Genomic DNA, 26,606 nt, shown 5'->3' with positions numbered 1-26,606 from the left:
TGTGTTTCGTATTATTATAATCTTCCGCCGTACACAGGAAACACGCTGGCATCACCATAATCTTTGATCTGTTCCAAGTTCTTCAATACTTCTAAGTCTTGCTTGGATATGGCAAAATCCACCTCTGCATTGTTTTTCATGTGGTCGGGATTTGCCGTTTTCGGTAATGGAAGGAGCCCAAGCTCAAGACAGTAACGAATAGATAATTGGGGAACAGAAACCCCATACTTTTTAGCCATTTCAGTTACAGTCTGATTCTTCATCAATTCTCCGTGGGCAACCGGTGAATAGGCTTCTACGAGGATGCCCGTTTCCTGGCAATAATCGATTAATTCTTTAGGGGTATTGCTGATGTGTGCCAGAATTTGATTCACCATAGGTTGTATTGTGCAAAACGTAAGGATGTTTTTCAGGTCCTGTTGCTGAAAGTTGGAAACCCCGATCGCACGAATTTTTCCGGCTGTATAGGCTTCTTCAAGGGCTCTCCATGCTTCCCTGTTCCCTTCGGAAAAGGAGTCGTCTTCGTGAAATTTCGCCCAAGGTTTCGGACTGTGAATGATCATCATGTCTATGTAATCCAATCCCAAAGTTTTTAGTGACTTGTCAATAGATGCAACCGCTTCTTCATATGATTTCACTTCTGCAGCCAGCTTGGTGGTAACGAACATTTTTTTCCTGTCTATACCACAAGTCCGTATACCTTCTCCGACACCTCTTTCATTGCCATATGCTTGAGCTGTATCAATATGTCTGTAGCCTAATTCGGCAGCGTCTTTCACAGCCTTCACTACATCATCGTCACTGATAAACCAGGTTCCGAGTCCCAGTTTCGGGATCTCAACACCATTAGAAAGTGTAAAATTTTCGTTTAAAATCATCATATCATCTCCTGTTTTATAGGTTATTATACTCTTCATCATTGACCGGCTCTAACCATTCGTTACTACATGCAACTCCCGGGATTTCCACGGAAATATGGCTGAACCAACTGTCCGCTTTTGCTCCGTGCCAATGCTTTACTCCTGCAGGAATATTTACAATAGAACCTTCCTTCAGGCTAACTGCTTTTTTCCCCTCTTCCTGATACCATCCTTCGCCTGCCGTACAGATCAGCATCTGTCCCCCGCCACTTTCAGCCTGATGGATATGCCAGTTATTCCGACAGCCCGGTTCAAACGTTACATTTGCCAGAAAAATGGGGGTTTTGCCCGGTTCTACCAGAAAATTCAGAAAGGAATTTCCAATGAAATATTTTTCAAACTTTTCGTTGGGAACACCCGTTCCAAAGATATTCACTTTTTCAAATTCTTCCTTGTTACTATACTTCATGATCAACTCTCCTTGGTAACTTAAGATATTCGAACTAAATTCGAATTAAATAAAAGAACCTTACCGTGCGGAATGATTTCTATTCGTTCCAGATTTCCTTTGCCATTCGGAAAACGGCCCATGCCCTCGGCCAGCCCACATAGAACGCAAGATGTGTCAGAACTTCTACAATTTCGTTCTTGCCGACACCATTCTTTTTAGCGTTCTGCAAATGAAAACTGAGAGACTCATCCAAAATGCCGCTTGCCATCAGGGCTGTAAGTGTAATTAAACTTCTGTCTCTGTGTGAAAGCTCACTATCCCGGGACCATACTTGGCCAAAGAGTACATCATCATTCAGCTCGGCAAACTGGGGCGCAAAATCTCCCAATTGATCCCGTCCTGCTGTTACTTTTAGATTCCGCATCTTATAACCTCCTTTAGGACAATTCATCTGCTTTATAATTCAACATAGTTGATTTAGAGGGAGAAAGAAATGTCTATTTCAACATTTACATTGCCTATTCCTACATGGATTGAGAAATATGTATTGATATTGCCAAAAAAGATTGCATAAATATGTTACATTAAAGATACGAGGTGTTTACCTGAAATGAGAATAGATGTGATGACAAACTCCATTCTGAGAGGGTGAGGAAATTTTCAAAATCGATACATCCTTTCAAAGGCGTCTCCTTTTAATGTATCTAAAGTGCGAACATGTTCTGACGCGATCCAAATCAACTTTAATCTTATTATCTTTTATTGCGATTTTTATAATGATAACTAAGAAATAAGAGAAAAATACATCCCCGAATATTTTTAAAATTATTTATTTCTGTCATCATTTTTACCTTATTTAAACGGTTTTTTACGGTGTTTTTATGTAGAAATAGCTGATCTGCACATTCGTCTATATTCATATTGCAATTAAAAAACACATCTATCATTTTATGAAAAACATCTGATCCCATGTAAGACTGATTAATTAAATTCTCATAAAAGTCGATCACTGGGTTTAAATTTTGAGATTCGACTTGTTCCATTACATATTCAAAAATGTAATCGGTGAAAAAACAGCAAGAATTGCCACTGTATGTATCTAAATAAGATTCCATCCATTCAAGATATTTTAAATTTATTGCATAATCACAAAATGAATGCGTTGGTAATGATACATAGAATCGAAGTTCTTTTTTACTTTCTTGTTCGTGAAACAAAGTATTTAGGATGTTGGCACTGATTGTCGATTTACTAAAAGCCGCGAAATCCTTATATTTTTCGATCTTGCTTTTTGGCATGGCTTTATAAATCACAAGAGTACTTGAATTCAGAGAAAAAATGATATCCTGATCGCAATTAATAAACCTATTTTTATATGTTCTTTGAATGTAGTTCAAATCTGCAAAAAAATCAAATCGAACTAACATAGGTAGACGATAAATATCCTCTTGATAATCTTCCTGTTTGGCATATTTACATATTTTTTTTATATTGATTGGTGACTCGTAAAACAGAGCATTTATAAAATTTTTATTCTTGTTTAGTCTTTGATATTGAGCTCTTTTATATAGCTCGTGTTCGATCATGGTTTCAAATGTGAGTTTTGTAAGACCGGCAATTGGCTCAACTGTTTCTGGATCACCGGAAATACCTATCACACCCATGGTTTTGTGTTTTATACGAATTAGCATACTGACACCAGGCTTTATACCTATTAGACCTTTTGTTTCAGTAGCAATATGAACGGCCTTGTTTTCTTGTATGATTTTATAAGCACCCTCATGAAAATCTCCGATGCGGGAGGTGTCGGTACTGGCAATAATTATCGCTTTTTCATCCATGACATTAATATCATATTTAAATTGATGGGAAATCTTATTAATCAGCCGCTGTGCTATATCTTTATCTATCATACAAGACTCCATTCATTACGGTAAAGCCATATCATAAAAGATTTCTGTAGTATAGCATGATCATTGGGGTAAGGCTTCTGTGCTGGATATCCATATCCCAGAGTCTTTGTTTCTGATCTAATCTAAAAAGAGTGTTACTGTCACATCCCCTTCGCCGAGGATATCTATTAGTTCTTCCTGTGTCAGATCGTCAATTCTGCCGAGTCTTGTGAAATTCCAGGAGTTCGGTTTGTAATAAATGACAAAAGCGTTTCCCTGATACAATATCAACTCGCCGGGTTGAGCTGTAATGTGTCTGTCATTTCTTGGCAGACTTGTTCCCAAGCCACCGACCTTTTCAATGTTTGCGTAATCCCGCATATCAATTGTAATAGGACCTGCCTTAAGACACTCTTTCAACGCTTGCGTTGAAGAGTTCTCTACCAATGTTGCTGTCAAGATTTTTTCTCCGATTTGTAATCTCATGGTATTATCCGTTCCTGAATTGTTTCCAACTATATTATCGGTACCGCAGGCCGGCAAGGCTGTTATCATCAGAATTATCAAAATACACGTATAAGATTTGAATTCCTTCATGGCTAATCACTCCATCCTTACCTCTAAAGATTCTGCGATTAGCATAATCCTTGGAGTTACCTGTATGTCAAGAATAAAATGAACCTGCTCCTGTGGTCGAATTTGCTACCGTGACGGAAGCCCTGCCTATTCTTTTTTGTTGGTCCCAGAACCGGGCGTAACAAAAAACACGAGCTAATTGATATAAATCGTTTCAAGCTTGCTATTGTCCAAATAATACAAAAATAACATAAATCTTTGTCATATTTGTACATAGTTCGCAACTTGACTGGGATAGGATGTGTTGTATAGTGAAATACATAAATTACCAACACAAAAAGAAGGGGTCTTATGAAGCAGAAAATAAAGGTGGCAATATTGGGTACAGGCAATATTGGTACAGACCTTATGTTTAAGATCAGAAAACGTAGCAGCAATATGGAGCTGAAACTGTTCTCGGGTATCGATAAAAATTCCAGTGGAATGAAACTTGCCAGGGAGCATGGTGTCACAACATCGGCAAGAAGTATTGATGCCATTCTTCAAGAAAAAGACATCCGGATTGTGTTTGACGCAACAAGTGCCGGTGCTCACCTTAAGCATGCTCCCCTGTTAAAGCAGGCGGGAAAAATAGCGATAGACTTGACTCCTGCTGCCGTTGGAGAATTTGTTATACCGGTTATTAATCTAGATCATCTAATTTCGCAGGACATCCATGGCTTAAATGTCAACATGGTAACTTGTGGAGGGCAGGCAACCATACCCATCGTTTATGCAATCTCAAGGGTTGCAAAAACATCTTACGCTGAAATCGTGGCTACATTGGCAAGCAAGAGTGCAGGTCCGGGAACGCGTGTCAATATTGACGAATTCACTACTACTACTGCAAACGGCATCATCAAATTAGGGAAGGCCGAAAACAGCAAGGCGATTATTCTCCTGAATCCCGCAGATCCACCGATGATGATGAACTGCACAATTTATGCAATGTGCAAGGAATACAGTGAACGGGAAGTTACTGAATCGGTGAATAACATGATTTCCGAATTGCAGAACTATATACCGGGCTATCGCTTAAAAGTGCCACCACAGTTTGACGGAGAGAGAATAATGGTCATGGTACAGGTGCAGGGTGCGGGCGATTTCCTCCCGGTGTATGCAGGCAACCTTGACATTATGACATCGGCTGCACAGACGGTTGGAGATGTGGTTGCAGGAAAATTATTGTCGGAAATGCAACTGAAGGAATCAGTGTGAAAGGAAAAAGGAACAGTCATTATGGTAAAAATCAAAATACTTGATGATACGCTTAGAGACGGACAACACGCTTTATCTCATCAGTTCACTCCTGATCAGGTGGCTGAAATAGCCGGAAGACTTGATAAAACTGGTGTGGATGCCATTGAGGTCGGACATGGTAACGGCCTTTCGGGAAGCTCCTGTCAATACGGTATCGGATATGCAAGCGATGAGGAATATCTGACGGCCGCTGCTTCCGTGCTCAAACATGCGAAACTTGCAATTATCGTACTTCCGGGTATCGGCACCAGAGAGAACTTTGAAATGGCGAAACGGTGTGGAGTACAAATAGTTCGAGTGTCCACACAAATAACGGAAGCCGACATTGCCATGCAGCATATTGAAATGGCAAAAAAAATGGGTTTTGAAACCAGGGCGATTTTGACTCAGGCGCAGGTTCTGGATGTGGAGGCAACTGTCAGACAGGCAAAATTAATGGAGTCGTATGGTGCTGATGTCGTTTATCTCTTTGATGGATCCGGATACATGCTTCCGGGGCAGATCCGGGAACGGTTTACGGCAATGAAGGAAGCGCTTAACGTGCCCATCGGATTTCACGGACATAATAATCTGCAGCTTGCCCTTGCCAACTCGCTGGTTGCAATAGAATGCGGAGCGGAACATATCGATACGTGTCTAAAGGGCTTCGGAGCTGGAGCCGGCAATTGCCCCACTGAGCTTCTTGTAGCGGCAGCTAATAGACTTTCCATCGAGACCGGAATTGACCTTTTTGAAATACTAAATATTGGCGATGAACTGATCGTACCGCTGATGCCGAGACCGATGGACCTTACAAGCGACTGTTTGATGCTGGGCTATGCCGGCGTGTATTCCAGTTTCCGCCTTTTTGCCCAGAGAGCCGCCGAAAAATATGGCGTCGATTCACGAAAAGTGATTGCCGAGGTCGGTGCGAGAAAATGCACCGAAGGGCAGGAGGATCTTTGCATCGATGTAGCATATGAAATGTCGAAAGCGGCAAAGGAGGAGCGGTAAGCTCATGTTTATTGCAAACGGGAATTATTCATATGTTATAAAACATATGAAATTTTCTAGAAAATATGAAAGGAGGAAAAGATGAAATCATTGGTGAAGGTTCTGGTTAGTATTCTTGTTTTTTGTGTACTTATTTCATTAGTATCTTGCGGTCAAAAATCACAAACTTCGAACAAGGTAGTCTTAAAATGTGGAGGTATTCAGGCTGTAGACGATATCTCAACGGAGGCAATGCAAAAGCTTGCCGATATTGCAAAGGAAAAAAGTAGCGGTAGTATTGAAATACAGGTTTTCCCAGCCAGTCAGCTTGGGGCTGCTATCAATCAGGTTGAAGCCGTTAGTATGGGCTCACAGGATATGTTTATTGATTCCGGATCATGGGGGGCTACTTTTGTACCCGACAAACAAGTAGAAACGCTGTTCTTTACATTTAGGGATGAGGATCATTACCGCAAATATCTAAGCAGTGATATTATGCAAGAGTTTGAAGATACATTTCGTGAAGAAAAAGGTATTCGGGTGCTGGCGAATAATTGGGTAAGAATTCCCCGCTCGGTAGCAGCAACAAAACCAATCAGGACGCTTGATGATTTTACAGGGTTAAAAGTGAGAGTTCCTGATATTAAGGGATATCTGGAATCAGTAGCGGCCTTGGGAGCAAAACCAACTCAGATTGCATGGGGAGAGACATATCTTGCTCTTAAGCAGGGAGTTGTTGATGCTTGCGAGGCTCCAATGGATAACATGTATACCATGAAATTCTATGAACCCTCGAAATTAATATCAGTAACAGAGCACCAGCGAGATAATATTGTGGTAATGATTAATGAGAAAAGATACAACTCACTTAGTCAGGACCAGCAGGAAATTCTGCTTGCCGCAAGCAACGAAGCCGGTGACTGGTATTCCGAATCAGTCAAGGAGTCGCTTAACGATTATCTTGATAAAATGAAAGCCGACGGTACCCAGTTTATTGAGTCCGACGTTACTGCCATGAGAGAAAGGGTTGCCCAAAAGGCAGAAGAACTTGAAAAGTCAGGTTTATGGGCAGAAGGTTTATACGCCAGAATACAAGCAATTAAATAGACGAGGTGGTGAAAACAATGTTGAAAACATTAAAAGGTCTCGTAATGTTGGGTGAAAAAATCCAAATGATTGCGGGGGTTTTAGTACTGGGTACCATAATATTAGTAATGACAGCGGGAATTATTAGTAGATATGTTTTCAATAGCCCATTCGATTGGACCGAAGAACTTTGTACATTTCTTTTTATATGGCTTTCATTTTTAGGTGCTGGTGTTGCCTCGGCAAAAAGAAGACATGTTTCGGTAGATTTTATTACGGGAAAGCTATCACCTAAGCATAGAGATATAGTTAAAATGTGTACCGTTATCTTGATTATTTTTTTAATGATATTGATATTTTTAGGTTCGATTATCCTGCTGCCGCAAATGGATACTCATGCCAGCGTGGCGCTTGATATACCAAGAGTATACTTTTACCTGCCTATATTGATAGTCTCATTTTATATGACTGTAGTTTATGTCGTAGAACTGATAGAGATAATCCAAAGTTTAAGAATTAAGGTATCAGAATAATTTCATAGATTAACATTAATATATCAAGCATTGATGGTTTCAGCTGAGATCACCAATTATGCGAGAAATCTTGTGAAAGAAGGTTGTTTCATATGGGGTTTACAATATTTATTATGGTGGCATTGTTTCTTCTTCTGCTCGTTGCGGGAATGCCTGTTGCATTTGCATTAGGGGTCCCTGGTATGCTGTATCTTTTTATGAATGGAATGCCGCTTGAATTTATACCACACAGCATGACTTCACCATTGTTTAACTTTGTATTGATAGCACTTCCTGCTTTTTTGCTCTCAGGACGTATGATGAATAGTTCCGGAGTAACCAATCGGTTATTTGACCTTGCGATAGCCCTGGTCGGACGTTTTCGAGGCGGATTGGCTCATTCCAACGTTATAACCAGTATGCTTTTCGCTTCCATGTCAGGTACGGCTGTAGGTGATACAGGGGGGCTTGGACAAATTGAGATGAAGATGATGACAAAAGCAGGATTTAAAAAAGATTTTTCAGCAGGGGTCACAGCAGCATCAAGTGTACTGGGACCATTAATTCCTCCTAGTGTTGCAATGGTAGTTCTGGGAGCGACGGCAGGAATGTCTATAGGGCGTCTTTTTCTAGGAGGTATTTTGCCGGGGCTTCTTATGGCTGGAAGCCTGATGATTTTTATCGCTCTAAGAGCTCATTTCGGGGATGGAAAAAGCTGGCCGGTTATTAAAGTACCTGCAAAGGAAATACCAAAGTCTATCGTTAAGGCTTTGCCTCCCATGCTTACACCGATAATAATCATAGGTGGTATTTCATTAGGTATTGTCACCCCTACTGAAGCAGCTGTAATTGCAATTGACTATGATTTATTTTAGGCCTAATTTACCATGAGATCACCTGGAAAAGTTTAATAGAGACGCTAAAAGATACAGTTACGACATCAGGAATTTTCATGTTTATTATCGCTACAGCTGGTTTTTTCACATGGATTCTTACCCGGGAAGGGTTGTCAATAGTTATATACAATTTCTTAATGCCAATCTGTAATTCCAGCCAGACAGCGGCTTTATTGATAATTGCAGCAGTATTGTTTGTAACGGGATGTTTTCTTGACACCACTGCAGCCATATTACTCGTTACTCCGATACTGATGCCTATCATCAATAATTTGGGAATCGATCCTATACATTTTGGTGTTGTTATGGTAGTTGCATTGATGACGGGTATCATTACCCCCCCCTTTGGTATATGCCTATTTGTTATGGCCGATGTGGCGGAATTGCCTGTATCAGCAGTAACCAGAGAAAGTGTCAAGTACTTGCCTTCAATGGTTATTACTCTATTATTAGTTATATTTATACCTGCGCTTTCACAATGGTTACCCAATTTATTTTTTCAGTAACCAGTCACCGGGTAGGCGCTATTATAAGCAATTATGCATAAGCTGCTGCGGTGCATGTGTAAAAGCATGTACCAAAGGGGTGAAGGTATTTCCATTATGTTTTTTTGATGCCGATATTTCAGCCAAGGGCCATGACTTTCGGCATCGACGGGATTCATCTTGGAATGACGGTAAATCTCTGCGCTGTAGGAATTGTTAGTAAACAGCGCGTCGAACAGATTATAGTGGCAAAATGCATTGTTCATTAGACCATACGGTTTTCTATACGTGGCTATTTATGACCTCCATTTCTTGGACGATAGATCGAAGCGTGTAGGATGTAAAATCAATACTTACTTTACTAGTAGATATATTGTGGAAATCATTTTGGATCAAGAAAAACACGTTGTAAATATTTTCAAAATACAAAGATTCAGTCTTCATGACGGACCGGGGATCAGAACGACCGTGTTCTTCCAGGGGTGTCCGTTACGTTGCGGATGGTGTAGTAATCCTGAAGGCCAGTTAAAAAAAACCAGGATTTTTTACTATGAAAGCCTTTGTATTCACTGTGGCAAATGCATATCAGTTTGTCCCAATAAGGCAATTGGCCCCGCCTTTGAAACCATTCAGGCAAGATGCGTTGGATGTGGTGAATGCGCATCCGTTTGTTATACCGGGGCTCGTCAGGTTTCCGGTACACCCATGACGGTACAAGACGTGGTGGAGATCTGCCTCGCAGACTCTATGTTTTATTTTCATTCGGGAGGAGGCGTGACCCTCTCCGGTGGCGAGCCTGTTATGTTTTCGGAATTCTCCTGTGAGTTATTAAAAGAACTAAAGGCACATAATATCTCAACTGCCTTTGAAACCTGTGGCTATGTTGATGAAACCGATTTTATACATCTGGCTAAGGAAAGTGATCTGGTTCTATTCGACTTAAAAACAATTGACGAATCAGCTTCGATTAGCATGTTGGGCCAGGACCTAAAAAAACCTATTCAAAATCTTACGTCACTTTTTGAGCTCAAAAAACGAGTACGCATTCGTTTTGCCGTCATCCCGGGATTTAATGATACGGAGGAACAGGTTAATGAGTATGCAACGTATCTTGCACCCTATTCCGACAAATTCGAACAAGTGGAGATACTACCTTTTCATCGCCTGGGCGGAGGTAAATACCAGGCTCTTGGAATGTCATACGAATACCAGGATGTAGTCGAATATTCCGACAGAGAGCTTTCGGAGATTACCGGGATTTTCAGAGACAGAGGAATAAAAGCAGTAGTAATGAGTTAAATGCTTTTTCAATCGATAGTAATCGATAGTAAAGGAGAAACCAGATGATTCGAAAAGCAAGCAAAAGAATTTCTTTCTTAGTTAAGGATTTTTTGCGATATGAACCGACTTTGTGCATTGAACGAGCGGTTTTGTATGACGAAGGATATGAGAATAGCGCGCATCAGAGCATCATCTGTAAACGGGCGGATGCCATTGCCAATGTTCTTGACCATATGACGTTATATATTTTACCGGGTGAACTTATCGCAGGAAATCAGGCTTCCGCCCCTAGAAGCGCGCCCGTATTTCCCGAGTTTGCGACAAAATGGTTGCTAAGCGAACTGGATGTTTTACATCTGAGAAAAAGCAGTAGTTTTAAGATTGCAAATGATAAAAAGGAAATTCTGAGAAAGGTACTGACGAAATGGAACGGTAGAAATGTCAATGATCATATCATGAATAATCTTTCGGATGAAATCAAGGATGCTGAAAAAACGTTGGCAATCATTCATTCTGGATTAAGTTCAGGAACAGGTCACATGATCATTGATTATGAAATGGTTATTGAGCATGGTGTAAAGAATCTACTTACGTTATTACAGCAGAAGAAAGAAAAAGAAGTTTCGCAGGAGGCGCAGGATTTTCTGGATTCCGGCATCATTGTGCTTGAAGCGGCAATTCGTTTTGCAAAACGCTACAGTTCTCTTGCAACGGAGTTGTCCAAAAAGGAGAAGGAGACAGAACGGTCACAGGAACTTTCCCGGATGGCGGAAATCTTGGATAAAGTACCGGAGAACCCGGCGAATGATTTGTATGAAGCGGTCCAAAGTTTTTTTATTGTCCATACAATTCTGAATATTGAAACGAACGGCCATAGTATTTCACCAGGTCGATTTGATCAGTATATGTATCCTTATTATCTAAAAGAGATTGCGAAAGGAACAAGTCCTCAGTTCATCCAAGAACTGATAGACAGTCTGTGGATAAAATTCAATCATTTCAACAAGATACGAGATATTCAGGGATCGAAATGTTTTGACGGATATCCGCTTTTTCAGAATGTAATCCTGGGTGGTATCAATGAGGAAGGGGATGATGTCGTAAACGAGCTTTCCTATATATGCCTAGAGGCAACGGCCGAAACACGTCTGCCACAGCCATCCCTGTCGGTTCGTATTTCTTCAACCGAATCTGATAAATTCTATTCGGCTGCAGCAGAAGTAGCCGCTTTGGGACTTGGAATGCCCGCTTTTTTCAATGATCATGTGATTATACCAGCACTTACAAAGGCCGGATATACATTGGAGGAAGCAAGGCAATATGGTGAGGTCGGTTGTGTGGAACCGCAAGTTCCAGGTACTACCCAAGGATTTTATACAGCGGGCTATGTCTGTCTTGCAAAGTGTGTTGAGCTTGTGCTGCATAACGGTATCGACCCTATAACCGGTATTGTGGTGGGACCAAACACTGGAGAGCTTTGTTCACTTAAAACGTTTGCCGATTTTATGCGGGCATATGACGAACAAGTGGCGCGTTTTTGCTTTTTGCTTACCCATGGAGCCAATATTATTGAAAAAATGCATAGTAAGCTAACGCCAAGTCCATTTGCGTCTCTATTTATTGAAGACTGTGTCGAAAGATGTAAAAGTTTTGAAGAAGGCGGTGCACGATATAATTTCAGTGCGGTCAATGCTGTTGGAATGGTGAATGCTGCCGATTCATTGGCTTCAATAAAGAAAATCGTATACGACGAAAAAACAGTCTCGCTTGAAAAATTGGTTGAAATCCTTGATAGTTCTGCTCCCGATGCAGGGTTTATGAGTTACTTGATGGCCCAGCCCAAATATGGGAATGACGATCCGTATGTCGACAACATCGCAGCGGATATCTCTCAAAAATTCTGCGACCAATTCAAGAGCATGAAAAATGCACGCGGAGGCATCTTTACCGTGGGATTCCAAAGTATTTCCACTCATATTGCATTTTCCGAAGCGGTAGGTAATCTCCCCGACGGCAAACGGTTCGGCGAAGTACTGGCCGATGGCGGGGTTTCCGCAGCACAGGGGCGCGACAAGCTTGGACCTACTGCGCTGATAAAATCGGTCAGCTGCATTGACCAATGCCAGTTTACCAATGGCTCATTGTTCAATATCAAATTGAATCCGTCGGTTGTTCAGGGAAAAGACGGTATTGAGGTATTGGTTTCCATTATTAAGGCATGCAGGGATCTGGGCATTGGTCAGGTGCAATTCAACGTTGTGAGTCGTGAGACACTGCTGAAAGCACAGAAAGAACCTCAAAAATATGCCAACCTGGTCGTTCGCGTTGCCGGTTTTTCCGTATTTTTTACAGCGATTTGCAGAGATCTGCAGGAGGATATTATCCGCCGCACAGAACACAAATAAATGCTGATTTTGGGAGCTTCAGCGTTGGTGAAGTGTATTCTTATGATCCTCGACCATTATCCCGCTCCGGCAAAAACCGATCTAAGAGAGGGTATGAATGGGGTAAGTATATTGGTTCAAAATGATACATCCCCAATCCAATTGCTAATTGGCAACAGTTGGGGATGAATTTTGAGGATCAGCTATTAACCCGGTAGCGCTTAAAACTTTCGCACTTTTAGTATTGGTCCTCAAATGTATCTGCTGTATCCAGCACTAATATTTAAATTCAGGTATCAAATTACAGCCATACTGCCCAATCGCCATACTCAAATGTACCGCTACCGTGATGTAATTTGCCATCATTTTGCAATTGTCGAAAAGCGTTACGCATTCTTGTCAGAATCTCTGGGTGAATGTCCAGGGAGTGATGCCCCGGGAACACACGCTTCACTGGCAATGCTGCTATCCTTTCCAAAGAGTTGAGATATGCCTCTGGATCGGTGGATGGATAATAGGCAAATAAAGTATCTTTGTAAACTAAGTCTCCGGTGAAAAGATAACCATGTTCTTTTTCCCAGAAACACATATGGCCTGGGGAATGTCCTGGTGTATGATAAATTTGAATAGAGCGGCCGCCAATATCTATCGTATCATTATCGTTCAGGACCCTTGTTGGATTTCCCTGAAAAAATTTGTACTCATTTACATCATACCCTTCTGGCAGGTCGCAACGATCAACGACCATATCTTTAATCTGATTCATTGTCAGAGGGAACTCTCCATTCAGCCAATTCAATTCATCTTGATGTGCATAAAAATCAGGAAAGTATTCATGACCTCCAATATGATCCCAATGAATGTGCGTTGCCACAGCAGTTATTGGATTTTCAGTGAGCCTAAGAACCTCATCATATATATTACATATGCCAAGACCGGTATCGATCAGCAAACTCATTCCAGATCCATTTAAAAGATAACAATGCGTTTCTTCCCAATGGCGATATTCGCTGATAATAAAAGTTTTTTCATCAATTTCATCTATGGTGAACCAATCGCTCATATATTTTTCCTTTATACTATTTCCAACTTGTCATTGAGGGAGTGAAATATTCTAGCCCAATAATCCCCCCAGAATGCAAGAATCTATTTGAGGAAGTACAGATGGTGATTATTTGATTGGAATACAGATATCACACCTACCTCCCCTCAATATTATCTGTGTATGTATCCATTTGTGCTTCTTTTTACTCCCGAAGTACAGATTGCCTGTTTTTCGCCTATTTTTATAGGGTAACACACTAGTAAAATTCTGTAACTAGGCATCCTCAGAAAGTTTTTATTGACGTTTCTATTAACATAATTTGAAGGGAATTCAACACGGTTTACATCACACGCGAATGATGATGGAACCGCATATCAACCGTGCCCATTTCCCTTATTTTACATAATGATCTGTATATCTATCTAAAACCTTACGAATCATTTGTTGATATGGAGTATTTGTTTCCTCTGAGATTTGTTTGAAGAAGGCAATGCTCTTTTTAGAAAGTGTGATCGCTATTTTTTTGTCTCTTCTCTTGGTATTAACAACTCTGGAGGGGGAAGTACATCTTCCACCTCTTTAGCCGCTAACAATCCTTGTCGTATGTAACCTCGTTCTTCATATCGCATCATTCCTCTGCTATCGGAAGTCAAAAATACTCTTAGTTCCATTTAACTTCCATTTTCTTGTTATTTCTAGCGCAATCATCTAAATATAAATCTATAAGGGTTTGATATGGTAAGCCAGATTCTTCCGCTAAGCCCTTAAAATAATCTATAGTCTCTACTGCAAGCCTTATAGTAATTTGTTTCTTGAGCTTTTTTGCATATGGATTCTTACGAGATTTCATTCTAGAAAAATCATATTCGTCTCTCATAATATCACCCTCCATAGTATTTTGATTCGTTAGTAGTAGCTTTACGAGCTGAGATAATTCGGATTACGGATTTTTTCTTTCGTATACAGTGGCAAACAACTAATAAGCGTAAGTGGCTACTAAATCCCAACATAATGAATCTATCTTCTAAATCAGAGTGCGATTCATCATAAAACACGGATTGTGCTTCTTCAAATGAAACGCCATGCTTTTGAATATTGATCGCATTTTTTGCCTTATCCCATTCAAAGGATATCATAATTATATTATAATTATAAGATAAGTATAAATCAAGTTATTTTAAATTTCCTATAACTTCCAGCAAATGGCGAAAGTTGGCCGTAGGTGAATGAGGGTGCCTCAACAGAACTTTCGCTATAAAGAACTTCATGATCGTTTAACGCCTCTTTTTTGAAATCATTAAAAGAGACTGATTTCACCTTTCACCAGCTTAAGGACTGTATCGGTAAGCTCCTCGTCGTAGCCTTCTTCAAGTGTATAACCATTCAAAAACAAAAATGTGAGGCCTGCTGCAGTTGCTGTTCTTTTATTGTCATCGAGGAAAGGATGATTGAATGCGATGGAATGAACATACGTAGCTGCTATCTCAAACGTGCCCATTAGAAGCTTGCCATCAAATGTAGTTTGTGCTGCTCCAATGGCAGACTTGAGTCTGTCTATATCTCTGATCCCAGGAGCACCACCAGCTGTTGCAATCTCACTTCTATGAATCTCTTGCACTTCCTCGAGTGTCCGAAAGCGAATATTCATATTACTTAGCGAGCTTGTTTAGTGACTTTCGGTGCTTCTTGGCGACCTGTTCATATGCTTCTTTGACAGAAAGAGGGCGAAGGAACAATCCACCATTCTCCTGGGTTACTTCGAAAGAGGAATCTTCTGGCACATTGAGCAGATCGAGAATGGCACGATCAATAATTATTCCTCGACTATTGCCGATCTTTTGAAGTTGTTTAATCATGACGCACCTCCGTTCTTACATTGTTCTTATCTCTAATATATATAATCTGATTTGAAATTTCAAGCGTGTTGATTTAAATGATCGCTTAAGTGGCGTCTAAACGTCCCGCGAATATGTGTCGTTGCCCGCAGGGCCAGTTTGGCGAAGCCCGAGGAACGTATAGCGACGAAGCACATAGCCCCTGTTATGCGTAGGTCTTTTTCAGGAAGTTTGAACTCTCCTGCAATAACCACGGATGGTTATTGCAGAGTCTAAGTCTTCAAATCCTTCAAAAGCATAAATAAAAACTTCTTTTTTCTCAGGACCATCACTTCCTGCCCAAATATATCCGACAACTGCTTCATCATTTAGAATATTGTACATATAATTATTTGGAGTTTCATATTTATTAGGTAATAATTTTTCTGATTCTTTCCATCTTCCCGCTTGAATTGATTCTTCTGCATAGAGTTTAACCATCTTCTCAAAAAGTTTTTGTAAGTGTTTTCATCAATACTTTTTATTTTGATCATCCGCTTCCTCTCCTTCAAATCGTGCTAAGGATGGCACGATAACTCTTCAAATTTCTTCTGAAAAAGACTTTCGCATAACTTCTTTTATCAACATGAATTTTATGCAGATAACCATGGCTGATAAGGCTTCATTTACGAATTTTAGTCGAAATTTTCATGTACCGTCCGAGGATATACGAACTTACAGGACCGGTGGAGCTGGTCGGCATATGTCTTTCGCACCAAATCAGCGGTCCAAAACAATAGTACCATACGTAAAAAAACATGGGAAAACCAAATGTGACAAAGATCAGGAAAGATGTAGATGGATAGCCATGTATCATAATATGATCTTCCTTGACAAGATTTCTTTATAACCCCTTTGTTAGCAAATGGTCCTTTGCAAATTGAACCAGATCCCATAAATTCCCATATAAATCTTCAAATACCGCAACTATGCCATATTCTGCTTCTTTGGGTGACCTCACAAACGTAATTCCAATCGATTGCATTCTATCATAATCACGCCAAAAATCATCGGTACGGAGAAATAGGAAAACCCGCCCACCTGCTTGATTTCCGATAAATGGAACCTGCTCTTCTTTTGAAGCTCTAGCCAAGAGAATGGAAGTTCCTTCCGAACCAGGAGGGGCTACGACAACCCATCGTTTATCTTGCTCAGGCTGGTAAGTATCTTCTAATAAAGTAAACCCTAACTTCTGCGTATAGAAATCAATGGCTTCATCATAATCTCTAACAACTAAAGCGATATGAACAATTGATTGTTTCACTCCATCTCCTTGATTGATCCTATCAGCCTATTATGATATCGATTTTCGAAATATCTCACAACTCTAAGAGAAGCCTCAAATCAAGACAGGAAGGAACATTAATAAAACGTTTTTCATCATTTCAGATAGGTGCTGATTCCAATTACTCCTTCTGAAATGAACCAATTTCAACTAAATTCCCTTCAGGATCTGCTATATAACAGGTTCTTTGTCCCCATGGTTCTGTTGTCGGCTCAAGTACGGAAACAGCCCCTTTGCTAAGGACTTCATTATATGTTCTATCAACAGCTTCAAAATTCTCTACGCTTAAAGCTATCTCACTATGACCATTTAATTTTTGTACATATTTAAAATTGTGATTTACCATCTTTTCAAAATCAGTCCTACGATAAAGCAAGAACAATGTTCCATCTTTTTCTAAAAATACATTTGTTGTGTTTTCATCTTCTTTGATATCAAACCCTAAAACGTCTCTATAAAAGCGAACCATCAATGCCATGTCGTTGACGAATATTCCAAATCCTTCCAGTTTCATTATTAGCCTCTGTTTAAAAGTGTATGTACCGTGATGCTTTATTATGCGCTTTTCCCTTCCGATTCATATTTGCGTTCCAGGAATTGATTAGCTCATCGTTATTATAGAGAGCTCCATAAGCTTTACATACATGGTTGTTGCGGATAATCACTTCAAACCCATTCATGTCACTATTTTCTATTTTATTCTTATTAATGATAATCTCTGTTTCTCCTCTTGCGTTTATTACATTTCCATCAGGAGTTACAAACTCAGAAATAGTTTCCCATAAAGCATTTTCTGCTAACAGATGCATACATTATTTCTCCATTATTAGGACTGCTGTATTTCTAAAACCATAATCACCTGCACCATGTTTTTTCAAATATGTGTGTTTTAGATATTTCCGAATTGTATTTTCTTTATTCCTGGTTCTGATAAAACCAACTTTTTCATATGCCGCGATTGCCCTAATGTTTTTTTCAGATGGCCTAATGATAAACTTTTTAACGTTTTGCTTCTCAGCTACATATTGCACAAGTAGGTGCAGTGCTTGCGGTCCGAACCCTTTCCCGCAATACCTCTTTTCCTTCAGCCAAATATCCAGTTCTGCAGAATCTGGTCTTAAGTGAAAGCAGGCATAACATAAGCATCCAATTTCTTCTTTATCACTTTCGATGATCATCATAGAGCCTTTTTGCCTTCCACTCTCGAGATAGTAAAAATCTTCAAACTCATTTTGAAATTGAACCCAATCAGGTATCGGACTTTCTGGATAATCCGGTATACCCATGTGTAAATTAGCTGTATCAGATAAACATAACCATCTATACGTTTTTTCTTTTTCAGAAATATTTGCATGCCTAATGTTTATCATGTAATTCTTCCTTTTGTCTCCGATATTCTATCGCATTCCGTGAACATTCGAAGTTAACCAGGCCCCTTGTAGGTATGAATAATTGGGAAAAAGTATATCATACTTTTTGCAGAACTGTGCAAATGGGTAATTTGCCAAAGCTGCAATGTATTCCCTGTAGTTATCGATTGAAGTCTATGTTTTATCATTTTCTTTTCTATACAGCAGCATTGGTATATTTCCCTGTCTGATAATTTCTTTTTCCAGTCTCATGCCTATATTGGAAGCTACTTTTTCAGATGCCGTATTTTGAGGTTTTATTAATGCAATAACGCTATTGAGTTTTTTTACTTTAAAAGCATAATCAATAAGCATATGCGCAATTTCTGTGGCATAGCCTTTTCCCCAAAATTTGATATCTATGACATAGATTACTTCAGTCTCGTCGATTCCCTCTACATCTTTTTTAAGTAATCCGCAATGTCCAATTGAAGTTCCTGTAGCTTTATCTACCAAAATCCAAAGGTCATATTCGTCTTGAAAAGGATTATCAATATTTTCCTGTACGTCGATGTTCATTTTGTTTCTATCTCTAGGGCCACCCATGTATTCTGTAACGTCTGAATTGGTCCAAAGGTCAATTATAAAATTCTTATCTTTGGGTAAAATATTTCGTAACAGCAATCTATTTGATTCAATGTTAATGACATAGTTTTTCTTTTTAGGAATTGTTTGTTCCATGGTTTCCTCTGTATCGTTTTTAATCTTCGCCCAATGGCCAATTTTGATGAAGCAATGCGAAATTACCTATCCGCTATTCCTGACCATTCCGTTTATCAAATTTATGACTCAATTAACTCATTTCATGTAACTTCTGATAAATAAATGCAGCCCGTTCTTCAGCTGAAACCCTCGGAACTTCAATTATATTGTATCCTAAAGTTTTATATATTTCAGCAACTCTTTCTCCAAATTCATTCGCTTGCTGATATGTCATTTTTCTTTCGTCATCAGTTGTATAAATTCCCCCCCCATCCCTTGAAGAAAAAGACATTTGGATTATATCTGTATGCCTCAGCTGCATTATAGTAGATGTTTGTTTCAAGATTAAATAGCTCTGCATAAGCAATTAGATCAGGTATTCCTCTATCAAAAACATGTAACAGACTTCTTTCAACTGCATTATTCTTGTAAAGAATTGTAGCTCTTGAAAGCATCAATTGGGTAAATAGATTCGGATCATTTTCCGGAACACCAGCTGCTGATATCAAGCGTTGTTCATACAAAATTACTCTGGCTGGTTCAGAGACACAATTAATATCCATTTTTTTCAGTAGCTTTAGTATTGTGGACTTCCCACCTCCCATTGCTCCAGTAAGAATGAAATAATTGCGTTGGTTCATTGACATAGTAACCCCGTTAATTGTTAAAATTTATGTTTTTTAGAAATGGTTGGTCGGAAATTGCATGCGCTATTCATTCAGTTTATTCTTCAAATCACGCATATATACGTCTTGAATGGCCTTAAGATTAATAAATAGCGTTGCAAATATTCTGAGGAACAGTTTCTTATACACTAAGGATTCTGTAAATGTAATCTTTGTCTTTCCATCCGATAAGTTTTCAAAATTGCCTATCCATTCTCCAGAAAAATATTTGCTGTCCATGGTAAAACCATAGACTTTATATTCTTCTTTTTTCGTTATTGTAAAGTGAATTTCCATTCCACCTTTACCGTATTCGATAAACTCCTTATCACTAAGTATTGTAAGATTCTGAAGATCACTTCGCCATTGCCAGTTTTCATTATCCGTAATAGCATCCCAGACCTTTTCGATTCTGGAATTCAAGACCTCTGTAGCAGTAGATATTCGACTTTTCATTGTGATTTCTCCTCCTATTACCTTTTGAATCAAACTTACGCATAACGTTTTGTGAATATGCGAGTTGCTATTAGGCCATTAAGCAAGATCACATTACGCTTTTTTTATTACTCTTTATTGCATCTATTATCTGAGTCAACCTTTTCTTTTTGGTTTCTTCTTTTTTAGCATCTGCAAAATAGTATGATAATGTTTTCCTGCCAGACGGCGGATAATGTTTAAACGTATCATATAGTTCCGGAAACTCTATTAATGCTGATTCTAATAACAATATCTTTTCTGCCAAGTTGTCTTTCTTTTTTTGGGGATTCCACATTCCGTCACGTTTTGCATCTTCAATAGCTTGAAGACCATATTCAGTCATTAATCCTGATTGAGTTAATGCTTCTGCTAATTTCTTATTTTTCTCAGACCATTTACTTTTTTTCCTACGAGGTGAGAATTTCTTACTATATTTTGTATCATCACTCTCATTAGCTTTGCCGAATTGTCCGTCAATCCAGCCAAAACATAGAGCTTCTTTAAGTGCATCGTGTGCAGACAAGGTTGTTGAATCCTTGCCCTTTTCAAATAGTAACCAGACACTTTCATCTTGGGAACAATTGTTTTGCAACCATTTTCTGAATTCGTCTCTAGAATGAAATAGTAATTGCTTGCTCATCATTCTCCCTCATAAACGGTAGTATAATTTCTTTACTTTAAATTGACCATGGATACGAAGATAATGCATAAATTCTTCTTCTTTGATAGCGGCTTTTCAAGACCCATTTTTTAAAGATTTGGCTTATATAATCTTCCTATTCGATCTATTCTTTCAGTCCATATACAGCCTGAGTAATTTTGGGGTATTGCCTTTAGTTCGTTTTCAGTTGGCCCTGTTTTGTTACTATGACCATTCTCGTATTAGCTATATCCATTCGCTTCATGATTATAGCTGAAAGAGCCTTCATTTCAGGGTATTCTCTCTAACAATTTGAATCACCTTGTCATTTCCATAAAAGGACGGCAACAATTCAATACCCGTTCCTCCTAGGGGATACGTCATTCCATGATCAGGAGAATAACAGGATTGCTGACTTTTGCAATCAGAATAATATCCGATTACAATAATCTTTAAAGTTAGATGGAATTCATGCTTGACAGTTCGAATCCTAATATGTGTTAAATGAAGTCGAGCGTGCGATTATTCAACTATCTCAATATAGATAGGTTCAATCATAAAGTTACCTTTGTATGGGCCAGTATCTTTATGCCAATCATTATTGGAACCACTCCAATTCATCCAACTTATATCAGGGCAATTATCCGACTCGATAAAACCTATGGTCTGAGCGCTTGTACCTCTATCTCCAGGAGGAGTATTCCATTTCATAAACATTAGATATCTTCCTGGTTGAAGCAAAAGAGGTTTATGTAGCTCATTTTTTACCCACATCTCTCCATTTATTTCTTTCGCCTCTGTATAGGATTCTTCTAGTAATGTAAATAAGCTATTCTTTTCGGAGAATTGTAAAATTCCATAGCTGTAATTTGATTGCGGTAGACCATAGTCGGTTATATAGAATTGGAGTGCTTTAAGTAACACACTGTGTGTTACTTTAATCTCTTTTCCTACCATGCAGCCGATTTTTCCATTCTTAGGACTATAGGGGATAACTTTTTCATTCATAATCTAACTTTCATCCCAACTTTCTTTATCCTCAAGCATATCATGCATATACCATCCCTTCAATTCCTATTTTGTGCATCCCCCTTAATGGGCTTTCGACGTTTTTGATATCAAGGCGGCTGACACGAATGTCGGTTTTGGTTTTTTTAGAGCTTTTATGATCTTAGAAGAACTCTTCTATTTCCTTGATTATTTCATTTGGTTTATCTATTTGCATCAAGTGATTTGATTCCGGAATTGCTCTAAATGATGAACTGGGTAATTTTTTATGTAATTGTTTTCCGATTTTTAGAGGAATCCAATTATCTTCTTCGCCCCACAAAATTCTTGTCTCATTTTTTATTTGAAAAAGACGATCTTCAATCTCATCTGTATATTTTTGATCCATCTGAGCTATTTGCCGGTAAAAAGCTTTCTTCCCTGAACTTGATAGCCATGGTTGAACAAGAAAATCAATATCTTTATCTGTTACTTTTGAGTAAATTGCATCTTTAATATACGCTTGGACCATGGCTTTATGAATATAGTCGGGTATTCCATTAAATACATGTTCATGTTTTCTGACATGCTGCACAAAAGGCGACCCCCATGGCGCTAATGCAACAACATCAATGAGCATTATTTTATTGTAATGACAATTATTCAGAAGTATTGAGCGAAGAAGTGTTGCCCCTCCAAAATCATGAGCGACAACATCTGGGTTATCAAGATCCCAAAAATCCAAAAGTTCACATAATACGTTATTTTGGATTGCAAGAGAAACATCTTCAGCCTTTTCAGAAAGCCCATATCCCAACAAATCATATGTATAGATTTCATACTTATATTTTAAAGCATCTTTTATCTGGGACCATTCTTTAGAGGAAAATGGAGTACCATGAATCATTAATAATGGACTTCCGGTACCTGTTATCTCGTAATTGATTTCTCCAAATGTCGATGTAAATATCATGTATTCTCCAGTCCTTTAAAAATAGGGCAATTACACATAACGCTTTATGCTTAGCCGAGAGCATATTTTTCGCACATCGTAATCCACATATAGTAAAGTCAAATCCATATCCTTTTCCGCATAATTCTGGTTGTAACCCTAACCCGATATCAATGAAACTCTTATCATCATAGGAATTCAGCGTTTTGCCAATTGGTACTTGTGCAGATTCGCCAAAACAAAGATATCCAACTAATTCTTTATCTACTGTCCGGAATCGTGGTGATTCCTTTACCTTTAAGCCCATGCATAAGAGGGCAGATAGTCAATCATCCACCGTAAGGGTGTAGGAATACACCTGACCCACAGCTCCCTCCCACTCCGATTCATGGGCTGATTCCGTAAGAAAAACCTCCGCCTACTGTAAAGAGTCCTCAGCTCGGACGCTATCCTCTTTCCCTCTATCCCAGCCACCACCCCATGTGTCTGCCCCCGCTTCTCATCCTTTCCCCCAACCCGATAGGGCTTCATAAAGTTGTGATAATACCGGTAGATCTCAAGCCGCTCCAGCATGTTCACCGTACTCCTTGCAAACTGGACCGTCTGCCTCACATGATCCGAGTCATCCTTCCGTATCTCCCTGTCAAGGTAATTCACACTAAAGAGGGGATTACACAGATCCCGAACCCTCTTCGAACTGATCCTGTGGTGCTCTATCATTCCTGCCATCTCTGCCGGTAGCCCCTTCATCACCCTTTTGTATTGCGTATGCTCATCGGTATACAACTTCACCCTATCCCTCTCCGATTGCTCGGTCAGGGCAAGCACCTTTGCCACGACATTCTGAAACGACTGATAAACACTTCCTCTATAGACCTTTAGCTTCTCTTTGATCACCCTGTTTTTCTTCTTCTGATAGCAGGTCATTCGTCCCTTTCTGGTCAGCTGTGCATAGTCGGAGAGGAACCAGAACTGGGAGTCTTTTCCTGCCAGGATGTGGATGTTGTTGGGGAGGTACTGGGAACAGACAAAGCTTTCAAAGCCGTCTGCGACCAGGTCTTCGTGGAGGTTCATGTCTGAGGTGAGGGAGGCGGAAGAGGCAAGGCACTGGTGGGAAAGGCGACGGATACGGTCTGAGATGGTGGAGCATGAGACCTTAAGGATACGGGAGAGGTCTCTGATACCGGAGCTGGTGACGAGGTGAGAGAGGATGGTTGTGTAGGGGAGGTGGAAATGGGTCCAGTAGTCGATGCTGAAGGTGCGAGTGGAGAAGGAGAGGTGGCAGGTTTTGCATTTGAACTTTTGGATGCGGGGAGAGGTTTGGGTAGAGTAGGAGCCTGTTCTAAAGAACCAGTGGCCTTTTGGAGAGAAGTGGTTGAGGCAATGGGGATTGGGGCAGAAGGGGGGATGAAACATGGGAAACTCCTTTTTCGTATTGTTCTTACTATAAGTAACTACGAGAAAAGGAGATTTTATTCATTTTCCACCACGATTCCGGACAGTAGTTAAGGATTGCTGAATAGGACCCGGCGCCCGGATCGGAGGGGCCGAAGGGTACCGGCCCGGCTTTTGATGAAAGAGGGTGGGGAAACAAAAATGGCAGGGATAAAACGCTGTCGTGGGCCGGTACCGGAGGGCGCCGGTCGCGCATTTCGGACCTTGCCCGTGGTGATAGACGCACGTACTTCGTGTATTTGTCATATGACTTGAATACAACCAAGTCCTTCTTCACCTGCCACAGGTCCGAACCAGCGACCGGACACGCGCCCGCAGCCCCGCAGAGCCGGAGATGGCCGCAGGAGCACCCTGCGGCCGAAGCGCCCCAAAAGGGTCCCGAAAGAACAAAGTCTGTTGTTTTTTGTTGCCTCCTGCTATACTACAGGCAGGAGATACGTCATGCGAATAGTAGATATCATCGAAAAAAAACGAAACGGGGGAGAACTCTCCAAGGAAGAGATTGAGTTTTTCATCCGCGGATATGTCGCCGGAGAGATCCCCGACTATCAGGTTGCTCCCCTTTTAATGAGTATCTGGTTCAAGGGAATGAACAAACGGGAAACCACCGATCTGACTCTCTCCATGGTCGCATCCGGCGATACCGTCGACCTTTCCGCCATTCCCGGGATTAAGGTCGATAAACACTCCACCGGCGGGGTTGCCGATACCACCACCCTCATCGTTGGGCCTTTGGTTGCGGCCTGCGGCGGAAGGGTTGCCAAGATGTCCGGCCGTGGGCTGGGGCATACCGGGGGGACCCTGGACAAGCTTGAGTCCATTCCCGGATTTCAGGTCTCCCAGAGCATGGAGCGCTTTGCCGAAATCGTCAAAACCTGCGGTGTTTCCATCATCGGTCAAACCGGTAACCTGGTTCCTGCCGATAAGAAACTGTACGCCCTTCGGGATGTAACCTGCACCGTGGATAATGTATCTCTTATTGCAGGGAGCGTGATGAGTAAAAAGATCGCTTCCGGAGCCGATAAGATCGTCCTGGATGTGAAGACGGGAAGCGGTGCGTTCATGAAGGAGCTTGACGGTGCCGTCGAGCTTGCACGGATGATGGTCGGGATCGGCGCCCTGGCGGGAAGGGAAACCCATGCTCTGGTAACCGATATGAACCAGCCCTTGGGCAACGCCGTCGGTAATGCCCTTGAGGTTCGGGAGGCCATCGAGATCCTTCAGGGCAAGCACGATGGAGACCTCAAGGCCGTGAGTTTTGCCCTTGCCGCAAAGATGCTGGTGCTTGGCGAGGTGTGCCGTGATGAAAAAGATGCCCGACAAAAACTGGATCGGGCCGTGGCCTCGGGTGAGGCGCTGCGCCGCTTTGCCCGTATGATCGAGATGCAGGGGGGAGATCCCTCGGTGACCGAAGATGTCGGTCGCCTGCCCCAGGCAAAAGAAATCCTTCCGGTAAAGGCGGAAAAAGCGGGCTATCTTGCCTCCACCGATGCCGTTTCCCTCGGTATCAGCGCTATGCTTCTTGGGGCGGGGCGAAGCAAAAAGGAAGATGCGATCGATCCGGCTGTGGGCTACTGGATGAAAAAACGGCTGGGCGATAGGGTTGCTGTAGGCGATGTGATCGCCGAATTCCATGTGGGAGAGCACAGCGATCTCGATGCAGCTCTGGCACGATTTCGCGGCGGCATCCACATCGGTGAGGCGAAACCCGACCTTCCCAAGCTCATATATACCACCATTGATGAAGGAGAGGCTTAGATGAAAAAGCAAGAACTTGCTGCGATGATCGATCATACCATTTTAAAGGCAACCGCCACCGAGGCGGATGTGAAGCGGCTCTGTGCCGAGGCAAGGGAAAACGGCTTTGCTTCGGTCTGTGTGAATCCCGTCCACGTGGCTCTGGTAAGCCGTGAACTTGCCGGAAGTAAGGTCCGCACCTGCTGTGTGATCGGTTTTCCTCTGGGGGCGAATGCCTCGGAGATCAAGGCTGCCGAGGCCGAGTTTGCGGTAAGCCAGGGGGCCGAAGAGCTTGATATGGTGATCAATGTAGGGGCCCTTAAGGCTGGGAATGAGACTCGGGTCAGGAAAGATATTGCTGCGGTGGTGGATGCGGTCGCAGGACGAACCGTGAAGGTGATTATCGAAACCTGTTATCTTAGCGACGACGAAAAACGGGCTGCCTGCAGGGCCGCCATGGAGGCCAAAGCCGATTTTGTCAAAACCTCCACCGGTTTCGGTAGTGGCGGGGCCAAGATCGAAGATATTAAGCTGATGCGGGAGTCGGTTGGTGATACCATGAAGATAAAGGCATCCGGCGGAATTCGCAGCTATGCCGATGCCCTTGCTATGGTAGAGGCCGGTGCCGATCGGATAGGTGCCAGCAGCGGGATTGCCATCATCGCTGAGGCCGAATAGAGGCCG

The 26,606-nt window shown here is 41.1% G+C and carries 30 protein-coding genes and 1 pseudogene; 9 read left to right on the top strand and 22 right to left on the bottom strand.

The features are described 5' to 3' along the window. Nucleotides 1–14 precede the first annotated feature (14 nt). The 5 genes from SPIRS_RS21025 to SPIRS_RS21005 form a co-directional block, all read right to left on the bottom strand. A complete protein-coding gene (locus tag SPIRS_RS21025) occupies nucleotides 15–881 on the bottom strand; it encodes an aldo/keto reductase (RefSeq protein WP_013256713.1) in 867 nt (288 codons plus the stop codon). 13 nt (nucleotides 882–894) lie between these two features. Then, nucleotides 895–1,329, bottom strand: a complete 435-nt coding sequence (locus SPIRS_RS21020) for a cupin domain-containing protein (RefSeq protein ID WP_013256712.1) — start codon at nucleotides 1,327–1,329, stop codon at nucleotides 895–897. Between the two features lie 79 nt (nucleotides 1,330–1,408). Continuing rightward, nucleotides 1,409–1,735 (bottom strand): carboxymuconolactone decarboxylase family protein, encoded by a 327-nt coding sequence (locus tag SPIRS_RS21015; RefSeq protein WP_013256711.1) that lies wholly within the window; start codon nucleotides 1,733–1,735, stop codon nucleotides 1,409–1,411. Between the two features lie 328 nt (nucleotides 1,736–2,063). Continuing rightward, nucleotides 2,064–3,224 carry a CdaR family transcriptional regulator gene (locus tag SPIRS_RS21010; RefSeq protein ID WP_013256710.1) on the bottom strand — a complete coding sequence of 387 codons (1,161 nt, stop codon included), beginning with the start codon at nucleotides 3,222–3,224 and terminating at the stop codon, nucleotides 2,064–2,066. 117 nt (nucleotides 3,225–3,341) lie between these two features. Next, a complete protein-coding gene (locus tag SPIRS_RS21005; protein WP_013256709.1) occupies nucleotides 3,342–3,800 on the bottom strand; it encodes a cyclophilin-like fold protein in 459 nt (152 codons plus the stop codon). Between the two features lie 330 nt (nucleotides 3,801–4,130). Between SPIRS_RS21005 and SPIRS_RS21000 the strand changes: the two genes are divergently transcribed. The 7 genes and pseudogenes from SPIRS_RS21000 (at nucleotide 4,131) to SPIRS_RS20970 (ending at nucleotide 12,715) form a co-directional block, all read left to right on the top strand. Then, entirely contained in the window at nucleotides 4,131–5,036 is a 906-nt protein-coding gene (locus tag SPIRS_RS21000) for an acetaldehyde dehydrogenase (acetylating) (RefSeq protein WP_013256708.1), read from the top strand. A gap of 21 nt (nucleotides 5,037–5,057) precedes the next feature. Continuing rightward, entirely contained in the window at nucleotides 5,058–6,071 is a 1,014-nt protein-coding gene (gene dmpG, locus SPIRS_RS20995) for a 4-hydroxy-2-oxovalerate aldolase (protein ID WP_013256707.1), read from the top strand. An 81-nt stretch (nucleotides 6,072–6,152) separates the two neighbouring features. Next, nucleotides 6,153–7,157: a TRAP transporter substrate-binding protein gene (locus SPIRS_RS20990; RefSeq protein ID WP_013256706.1), complete on the top strand. Its 1,005-nt coding sequence runs from the start codon at nucleotides 6,153–6,155 to the stop codon at nucleotides 7,155–7,157. 17 nt (nucleotides 7,158–7,174) lie between these two features. After that, nucleotides 7,175–7,669 (top strand): TRAP transporter small permease, encoded by a 495-nt coding sequence (locus SPIRS_RS20985; protein ID WP_013256705.1) that lies wholly within the window; start codon nucleotides 7,175–7,177, stop codon nucleotides 7,667–7,669. 92 nt (nucleotides 7,670–7,761) lie between these two features. Continuing rightward, nucleotides 7,762–9,050: pseudogene (locus SPIRS_RS22800) on the top strand (TRAP transporter large permease). Between the two features lie 291 nt (nucleotides 9,051–9,341). Next, nucleotides 9,342–10,328, top strand: coding sequence for a glycyl-radical enzyme activating protein (locus tag SPIRS_RS22015; RefSeq protein ID WP_171814794.1), 987 nt, complete (start codon nucleotides 9,342–9,344; stop codon nucleotides 10,326–10,328). A gap of 44 nt (nucleotides 10,329–10,372) precedes the next feature. Then, on the top strand, nucleotides 10,373–12,715 hold the full coding sequence (locus SPIRS_RS20970) for a glycyl radical protein (RefSeq protein WP_013256703.1): 2,343 nt from the start codon (nucleotides 10,373–10,375) through the stop codon (nucleotides 12,713–12,715). A gap of 280 nt (nucleotides 12,716–12,995) precedes the next feature. Here SPIRS_RS20970 and SPIRS_RS20965 read toward each other — a convergent pair whose 3' ends face one another. The 17 genes from SPIRS_RS20965 to SPIRS_RS20895 form a co-directional block, all read right to left on the bottom strand. Beyond that, the gene (locus SPIRS_RS20965; RefSeq protein ID WP_013256702.1) at nucleotides 12,996–13,757 is read right to left on the bottom strand and encodes an MBL fold metallo-hydrolase; all 762 of its coding nucleotides are present in this window, start codon (nucleotides 13,755–13,757) and stop codon (nucleotides 12,996–12,998) included. A gap of 643 nt (nucleotides 13,758–14,400) precedes the next feature. Further along, entirely contained in the window at nucleotides 14,401–14,616 is a 216-nt protein-coding gene (locus SPIRS_RS20960; protein WP_013256701.1) for a CopG family antitoxin, read from the bottom strand. Between the two features lie 4 nt (nucleotides 14,617–14,620). Continuing rightward, nucleotides 14,621–14,875 (bottom strand): BrnT family toxin, encoded by a 255-nt coding sequence (locus tag SPIRS_RS22270; protein ID WP_013256700.1) that lies wholly within the window; start codon nucleotides 14,873–14,875, stop codon nucleotides 14,621–14,623. A gap of 161 nt (nucleotides 14,876–15,036) precedes the next feature. Further along, a complete protein-coding gene (locus tag SPIRS_RS20955; RefSeq protein ID WP_171814793.1) occupies nucleotides 15,037–15,357 on the bottom strand; it encodes a type II toxin-antitoxin system death-on-curing family toxin in 321 nt (106 codons plus the stop codon). A 31-nt stretch (nucleotides 15,358–15,388) separates the two neighbouring features. Beyond that, complete coding sequence (locus SPIRS_RS20950) at nucleotides 15,389–15,595, bottom strand: AbrB/MazE/SpoVT family DNA-binding domain-containing protein (RefSeq protein ID WP_013256698.1); 207 nt, start codon at nucleotides 15,593–15,595, stop codon at nucleotides 15,389–15,391. A gap of 201 nt (nucleotides 15,596–15,796) precedes the next feature. Beyond that, nucleotides 15,797–16,054 (bottom strand): hypothetical protein, encoded by a 258-nt coding sequence (locus SPIRS_RS22460; protein ID WP_013256697.1) that lies wholly within the window; start codon nucleotides 16,052–16,054, stop codon nucleotides 15,797–15,799. A gap of 403 nt (nucleotides 16,055–16,457) precedes the next feature. Then, entirely contained in the window at nucleotides 16,458–16,877 is a 420-nt protein-coding gene (locus SPIRS_RS20945) for a VOC family protein (protein ID WP_013256696.1), read from the bottom strand. A gap of 142 nt (nucleotides 16,878–17,019) precedes the next feature. Then, nucleotides 17,020–17,412 carry a VOC family protein gene (locus tag SPIRS_RS20940; RefSeq protein ID WP_013256695.1) on the bottom strand — a complete coding sequence of 131 codons (393 nt, stop codon included), beginning with the start codon at nucleotides 17,410–17,412 and terminating at the stop codon, nucleotides 17,020–17,022. 13 nt (nucleotides 17,413–17,425) lie between these two features. Further along, nucleotides 17,426–17,707 carry a hypothetical protein gene (locus tag SPIRS_RS20935; RefSeq protein ID WP_013256694.1) on the bottom strand — a complete coding sequence of 94 codons (282 nt, stop codon included), beginning with the start codon at nucleotides 17,705–17,707 and terminating at the stop codon, nucleotides 17,426–17,428. Between the two features lie 3 nt (nucleotides 17,708–17,710). Next, nucleotides 17,711–18,268 (bottom strand): GNAT family N-acetyltransferase, encoded by a 558-nt coding sequence (locus tag SPIRS_RS20930; RefSeq protein ID WP_013256693.1) that lies wholly within the window; start codon nucleotides 18,266–18,268, stop codon nucleotides 17,711–17,713. A gap of 174 nt (nucleotides 18,269–18,442) precedes the next feature. Next, complete coding sequence (locus SPIRS_RS20925; RefSeq protein WP_013256692.1) at nucleotides 18,443–18,988, bottom strand: GNAT family N-acetyltransferase; 546 nt, start codon at nucleotides 18,986–18,988, stop codon at nucleotides 18,443–18,445. A 269-nt stretch (nucleotides 18,989–19,257) separates the two neighbouring features. After that, nucleotides 19,258–19,650, bottom strand: coding sequence for an AAA family ATPase (locus SPIRS_RS20920; RefSeq protein ID WP_171814792.1), 393 nt, complete (start codon nucleotides 19,648–19,650; stop codon nucleotides 19,258–19,260). 69 nt (nucleotides 19,651–19,719) lie between these two features. After that, the gene (locus tag SPIRS_RS20915; RefSeq protein WP_013256691.1) at nucleotides 19,720–20,130 is read right to left on the bottom strand and encodes an SRPBCC family protein; all 411 of its coding nucleotides are present in this window, start codon (nucleotides 20,128–20,130) and stop codon (nucleotides 19,720–19,722) included. Nucleotides 20,131–20,218: 88 nt separating this feature from the next. Beyond that, a complete protein-coding gene (locus SPIRS_RS20910; RefSeq protein WP_245537645.1) occupies nucleotides 20,219–20,794 on the bottom strand; it encodes a YdeI/OmpD-associated family protein in 576 nt (191 codons plus the stop codon). Nucleotides 20,795–21,313: 519 nt separating this feature from the next. Beyond that, on the bottom strand, nucleotides 21,314–21,799 hold the full coding sequence (locus SPIRS_RS20905) for a hypothetical protein (protein ID WP_013256689.1): 486 nt from the start codon (nucleotides 21,797–21,799) through the stop codon (nucleotides 21,314–21,316). Between the two features lie 163 nt (nucleotides 21,800–21,962). Then, nucleotides 21,963–22,751, bottom strand: a complete 789-nt coding sequence (locus SPIRS_RS20900; protein ID WP_013256688.1) for an alpha/beta fold hydrolase — start codon at nucleotides 22,749–22,751, stop codon at nucleotides 21,963–21,965. A 276-nt stretch (nucleotides 22,752–23,027) separates the two neighbouring features. Continuing rightward, entirely contained in the window at nucleotides 23,028–24,146 is a 1,119-nt protein-coding gene (locus SPIRS_RS20895; protein ID WP_013256687.1) for a hypothetical protein, read from the bottom strand. Nucleotides 24,147–24,626: 480 nt separating this feature from the next. Between SPIRS_RS20895 and SPIRS_RS20890 the strand changes: the two genes are divergently transcribed. Then, on the top strand, nucleotides 24,627–25,943 hold the full coding sequence (locus SPIRS_RS20890) for a pyrimidine-nucleoside phosphorylase (RefSeq protein WP_013256686.1): 1,317 nt from the start codon (nucleotides 24,627–24,629) through the stop codon (nucleotides 25,941–25,943). Then, complete coding sequence (gene deoC / locus SPIRS_RS20885) at nucleotides 25,944–26,600, top strand: deoxyribose-phosphate aldolase (RefSeq protein WP_013256685.1); 657 nt, start codon at nucleotides 25,944–25,946, stop codon at nucleotides 26,598–26,600. Nucleotides 26,601–26,606 lie beyond the last annotated feature (6 nt).

The sequence above is a fragment of the Sediminispirochaeta smaragdinae DSM 11293 genome (assembly GCF_000143985.1).
GTDB classification, from domain to species: Bacteria; Spirochaetota; Spirochaetia; order DSM-16054; family Sediminispirochaetaceae; genus Sediminispirochaeta; species Sediminispirochaeta smaragdinae.
The sequence above is the reverse complement of the archived record's forward strand: the minus strand, read 5'-3'. Positions and strand labels throughout refer to the sequence as shown.

What these genes read in the sequence shown, in the direction of transcription:
- SPIRS_RS21025 (WP_013256713.1), bottom strand. Translation starts at nt 881, where the DNA reads ATGATGATTTTAAACGAAAATTTTACACTTTCTAATGGTGTTGAGATC.
- SPIRS_RS21020 (WP_013256712.1), bottom strand. Translation starts at nt 1,329, where the DNA reads ATGAAGTATAGTAACAAGGAAGAATTTGAAAAAGTGAATATCTTTGGA.
- SPIRS_RS21015 (WP_013256711.1), bottom strand. Translation starts at nt 1,735, where the DNA reads ATGCGGAATCTAAAAGTAACAGCAGGACGGGATCAATTGGGAGATTTT.
- SPIRS_RS21010 (WP_013256710.1), bottom strand. Translation starts at nt 3,224, where the DNA reads ATGATAGATAAAGATATAGCACAGCGGCTGATTAATAAGATTTCCCAT.
- SPIRS_RS21005 (WP_013256709.1), bottom strand. Translation starts at nt 3,800, where the DNA reads ATGAAGGAATTCAAATCTTATACGTGTATTTTGATAATTCTGATGATA.
- SPIRS_RS21000 (WP_013256708.1), top strand. Translation starts at nt 4,131, where the DNA reads ATGAAGCAGAAAATAAAGGTGGCAATATTGGGTACAGGCAATATTGGT.
- dmpG (WP_013256707.1), top strand. Translation starts at nt 5,058, where the DNA reads ATGGTAAAAATCAAAATACTTGATGATACGCTTAGAGACGGACAACAC.
- SPIRS_RS20990 (WP_013256706.1), top strand. Translation starts at nt 6,153, where the DNA reads ATGAAATCATTGGTGAAGGTTCTGGTTAGTATTCTTGTTTTTTGTGTA.
- SPIRS_RS20985 (WP_013256705.1), top strand. Translation starts at nt 7,175, where the DNA reads ATGTTGAAAACATTAAAAGGTCTCGTAATGTTGGGTGAAAAAATCCAA.
- SPIRS_RS20970 (WP_013256703.1), top strand. Translation starts at nt 10,373, where the DNA reads ATGATTCGAAAAGCAAGCAAAAGAATTTCTTTCTTAGTTAAGGATTTT.
- SPIRS_RS20965 (WP_013256702.1), bottom strand. Translation starts at nt 13,757, where the DNA reads ATGAGCGATTGGTTCACCATAGATGAAATTGATGAAAAAACTTTTATT.
- SPIRS_RS20960 (WP_013256701.1), bottom strand. Translation starts at nt 14,616, where the DNA reads ATGAGAGACGAATATGATTTTTCTAGAATGAAATCTCGTAAGAATCCA.
- SPIRS_RS22270 (WP_013256700.1), bottom strand. Translation starts at nt 14,875, where the DNA reads ATGATATCCTTTGAATGGGATAAGGCAAAAAATGCGATCAATATTCAA.
- SPIRS_RS20950 (WP_013256698.1), bottom strand. Translation starts at nt 15,595, where the DNA reads ATGATTAAACAACTTCAAAAGATCGGCAATAGTCGAGGAATAATTATT.
- SPIRS_RS22460 (WP_013256697.1), bottom strand. Translation starts at nt 16,054, where the DNA reads ATGGTTAAACTCTATGCAGAAGAATCAATTCAAGCGGGAAGATGGAAA.
- SPIRS_RS20940 (WP_013256695.1), bottom strand. Translation starts at nt 17,412, where the DNA reads ATGAAACTGGAAGGATTTGGAATATTCGTCAACGACATGGCATTGATG.
- SPIRS_RS20935 (WP_013256694.1), bottom strand. Translation starts at nt 17,707, where the DNA reads ATGCATCTGTTAGCAGAAAATGCTTTATGGGAAACTATTTCTGAGTTT.
- SPIRS_RS20930 (WP_013256693.1), bottom strand. Translation starts at nt 18,268, where the DNA reads ATGATAAACATTAGGCATGCAAATATTTCTGAAAAAGAAAAAACGTAT.
- SPIRS_RS20925 (WP_013256692.1), bottom strand. Translation starts at nt 18,988, where the DNA reads ATGGAACAAACAATTCCTAAAAAGAAAAACTATGTCATTAACATTGAA.
- SPIRS_RS20920 (WP_171814792.1), bottom strand. Translation starts at nt 19,650, where the DNA reads ATGAACCAACGCAATTATTTCATTCTTACTGGAGCAATGGGAGGTGGG.
- SPIRS_RS20915 (WP_013256691.1), bottom strand. Translation starts at nt 20,130, where the DNA reads ATGAAAAGTCGAATATCTACTGCTACAGAGGTCTTGAATTCCAGAATC.
- SPIRS_RS20910 (WP_245537645.1), bottom strand. Translation starts at nt 20,794, where the DNA reads ATGATGAGCAAGCAATTACTATTTCATTCTAGAGACGAATTCAGAAAA.
- SPIRS_RS20905 (WP_013256689.1), bottom strand. Translation starts at nt 21,799, where the DNA reads ATGAATGAAAAAGTTATCCCCTATAGTCCTAAGAATGGAAAAATCGGC.
- SPIRS_RS20900 (WP_013256688.1), bottom strand. Translation starts at nt 22,751, where the DNA reads ATGATATTTACATCGACATTTGGAGAAATCAATTACGAGATAACAGGT.
- SPIRS_RS20895 (WP_013256687.1), bottom strand. Translation starts at nt 24,146, where the DNA reads ATGTTTCATCCCCCCTTCTGCCCCAATCCCCATTGCCTCAACCACTTC.
- SPIRS_RS20890 (WP_013256686.1), top strand. Translation starts at nt 24,627, where the DNA reads ATGCGAATAGTAGATATCATCGAAAAAAAACGAAACGGGGGAGAACTC.
- deoC (WP_013256685.1), top strand. Translation starts at nt 25,944, where the DNA reads ATGAAAAAGCAAGAACTTGCTGCGATGATCGATCATACCATTTTAAAG.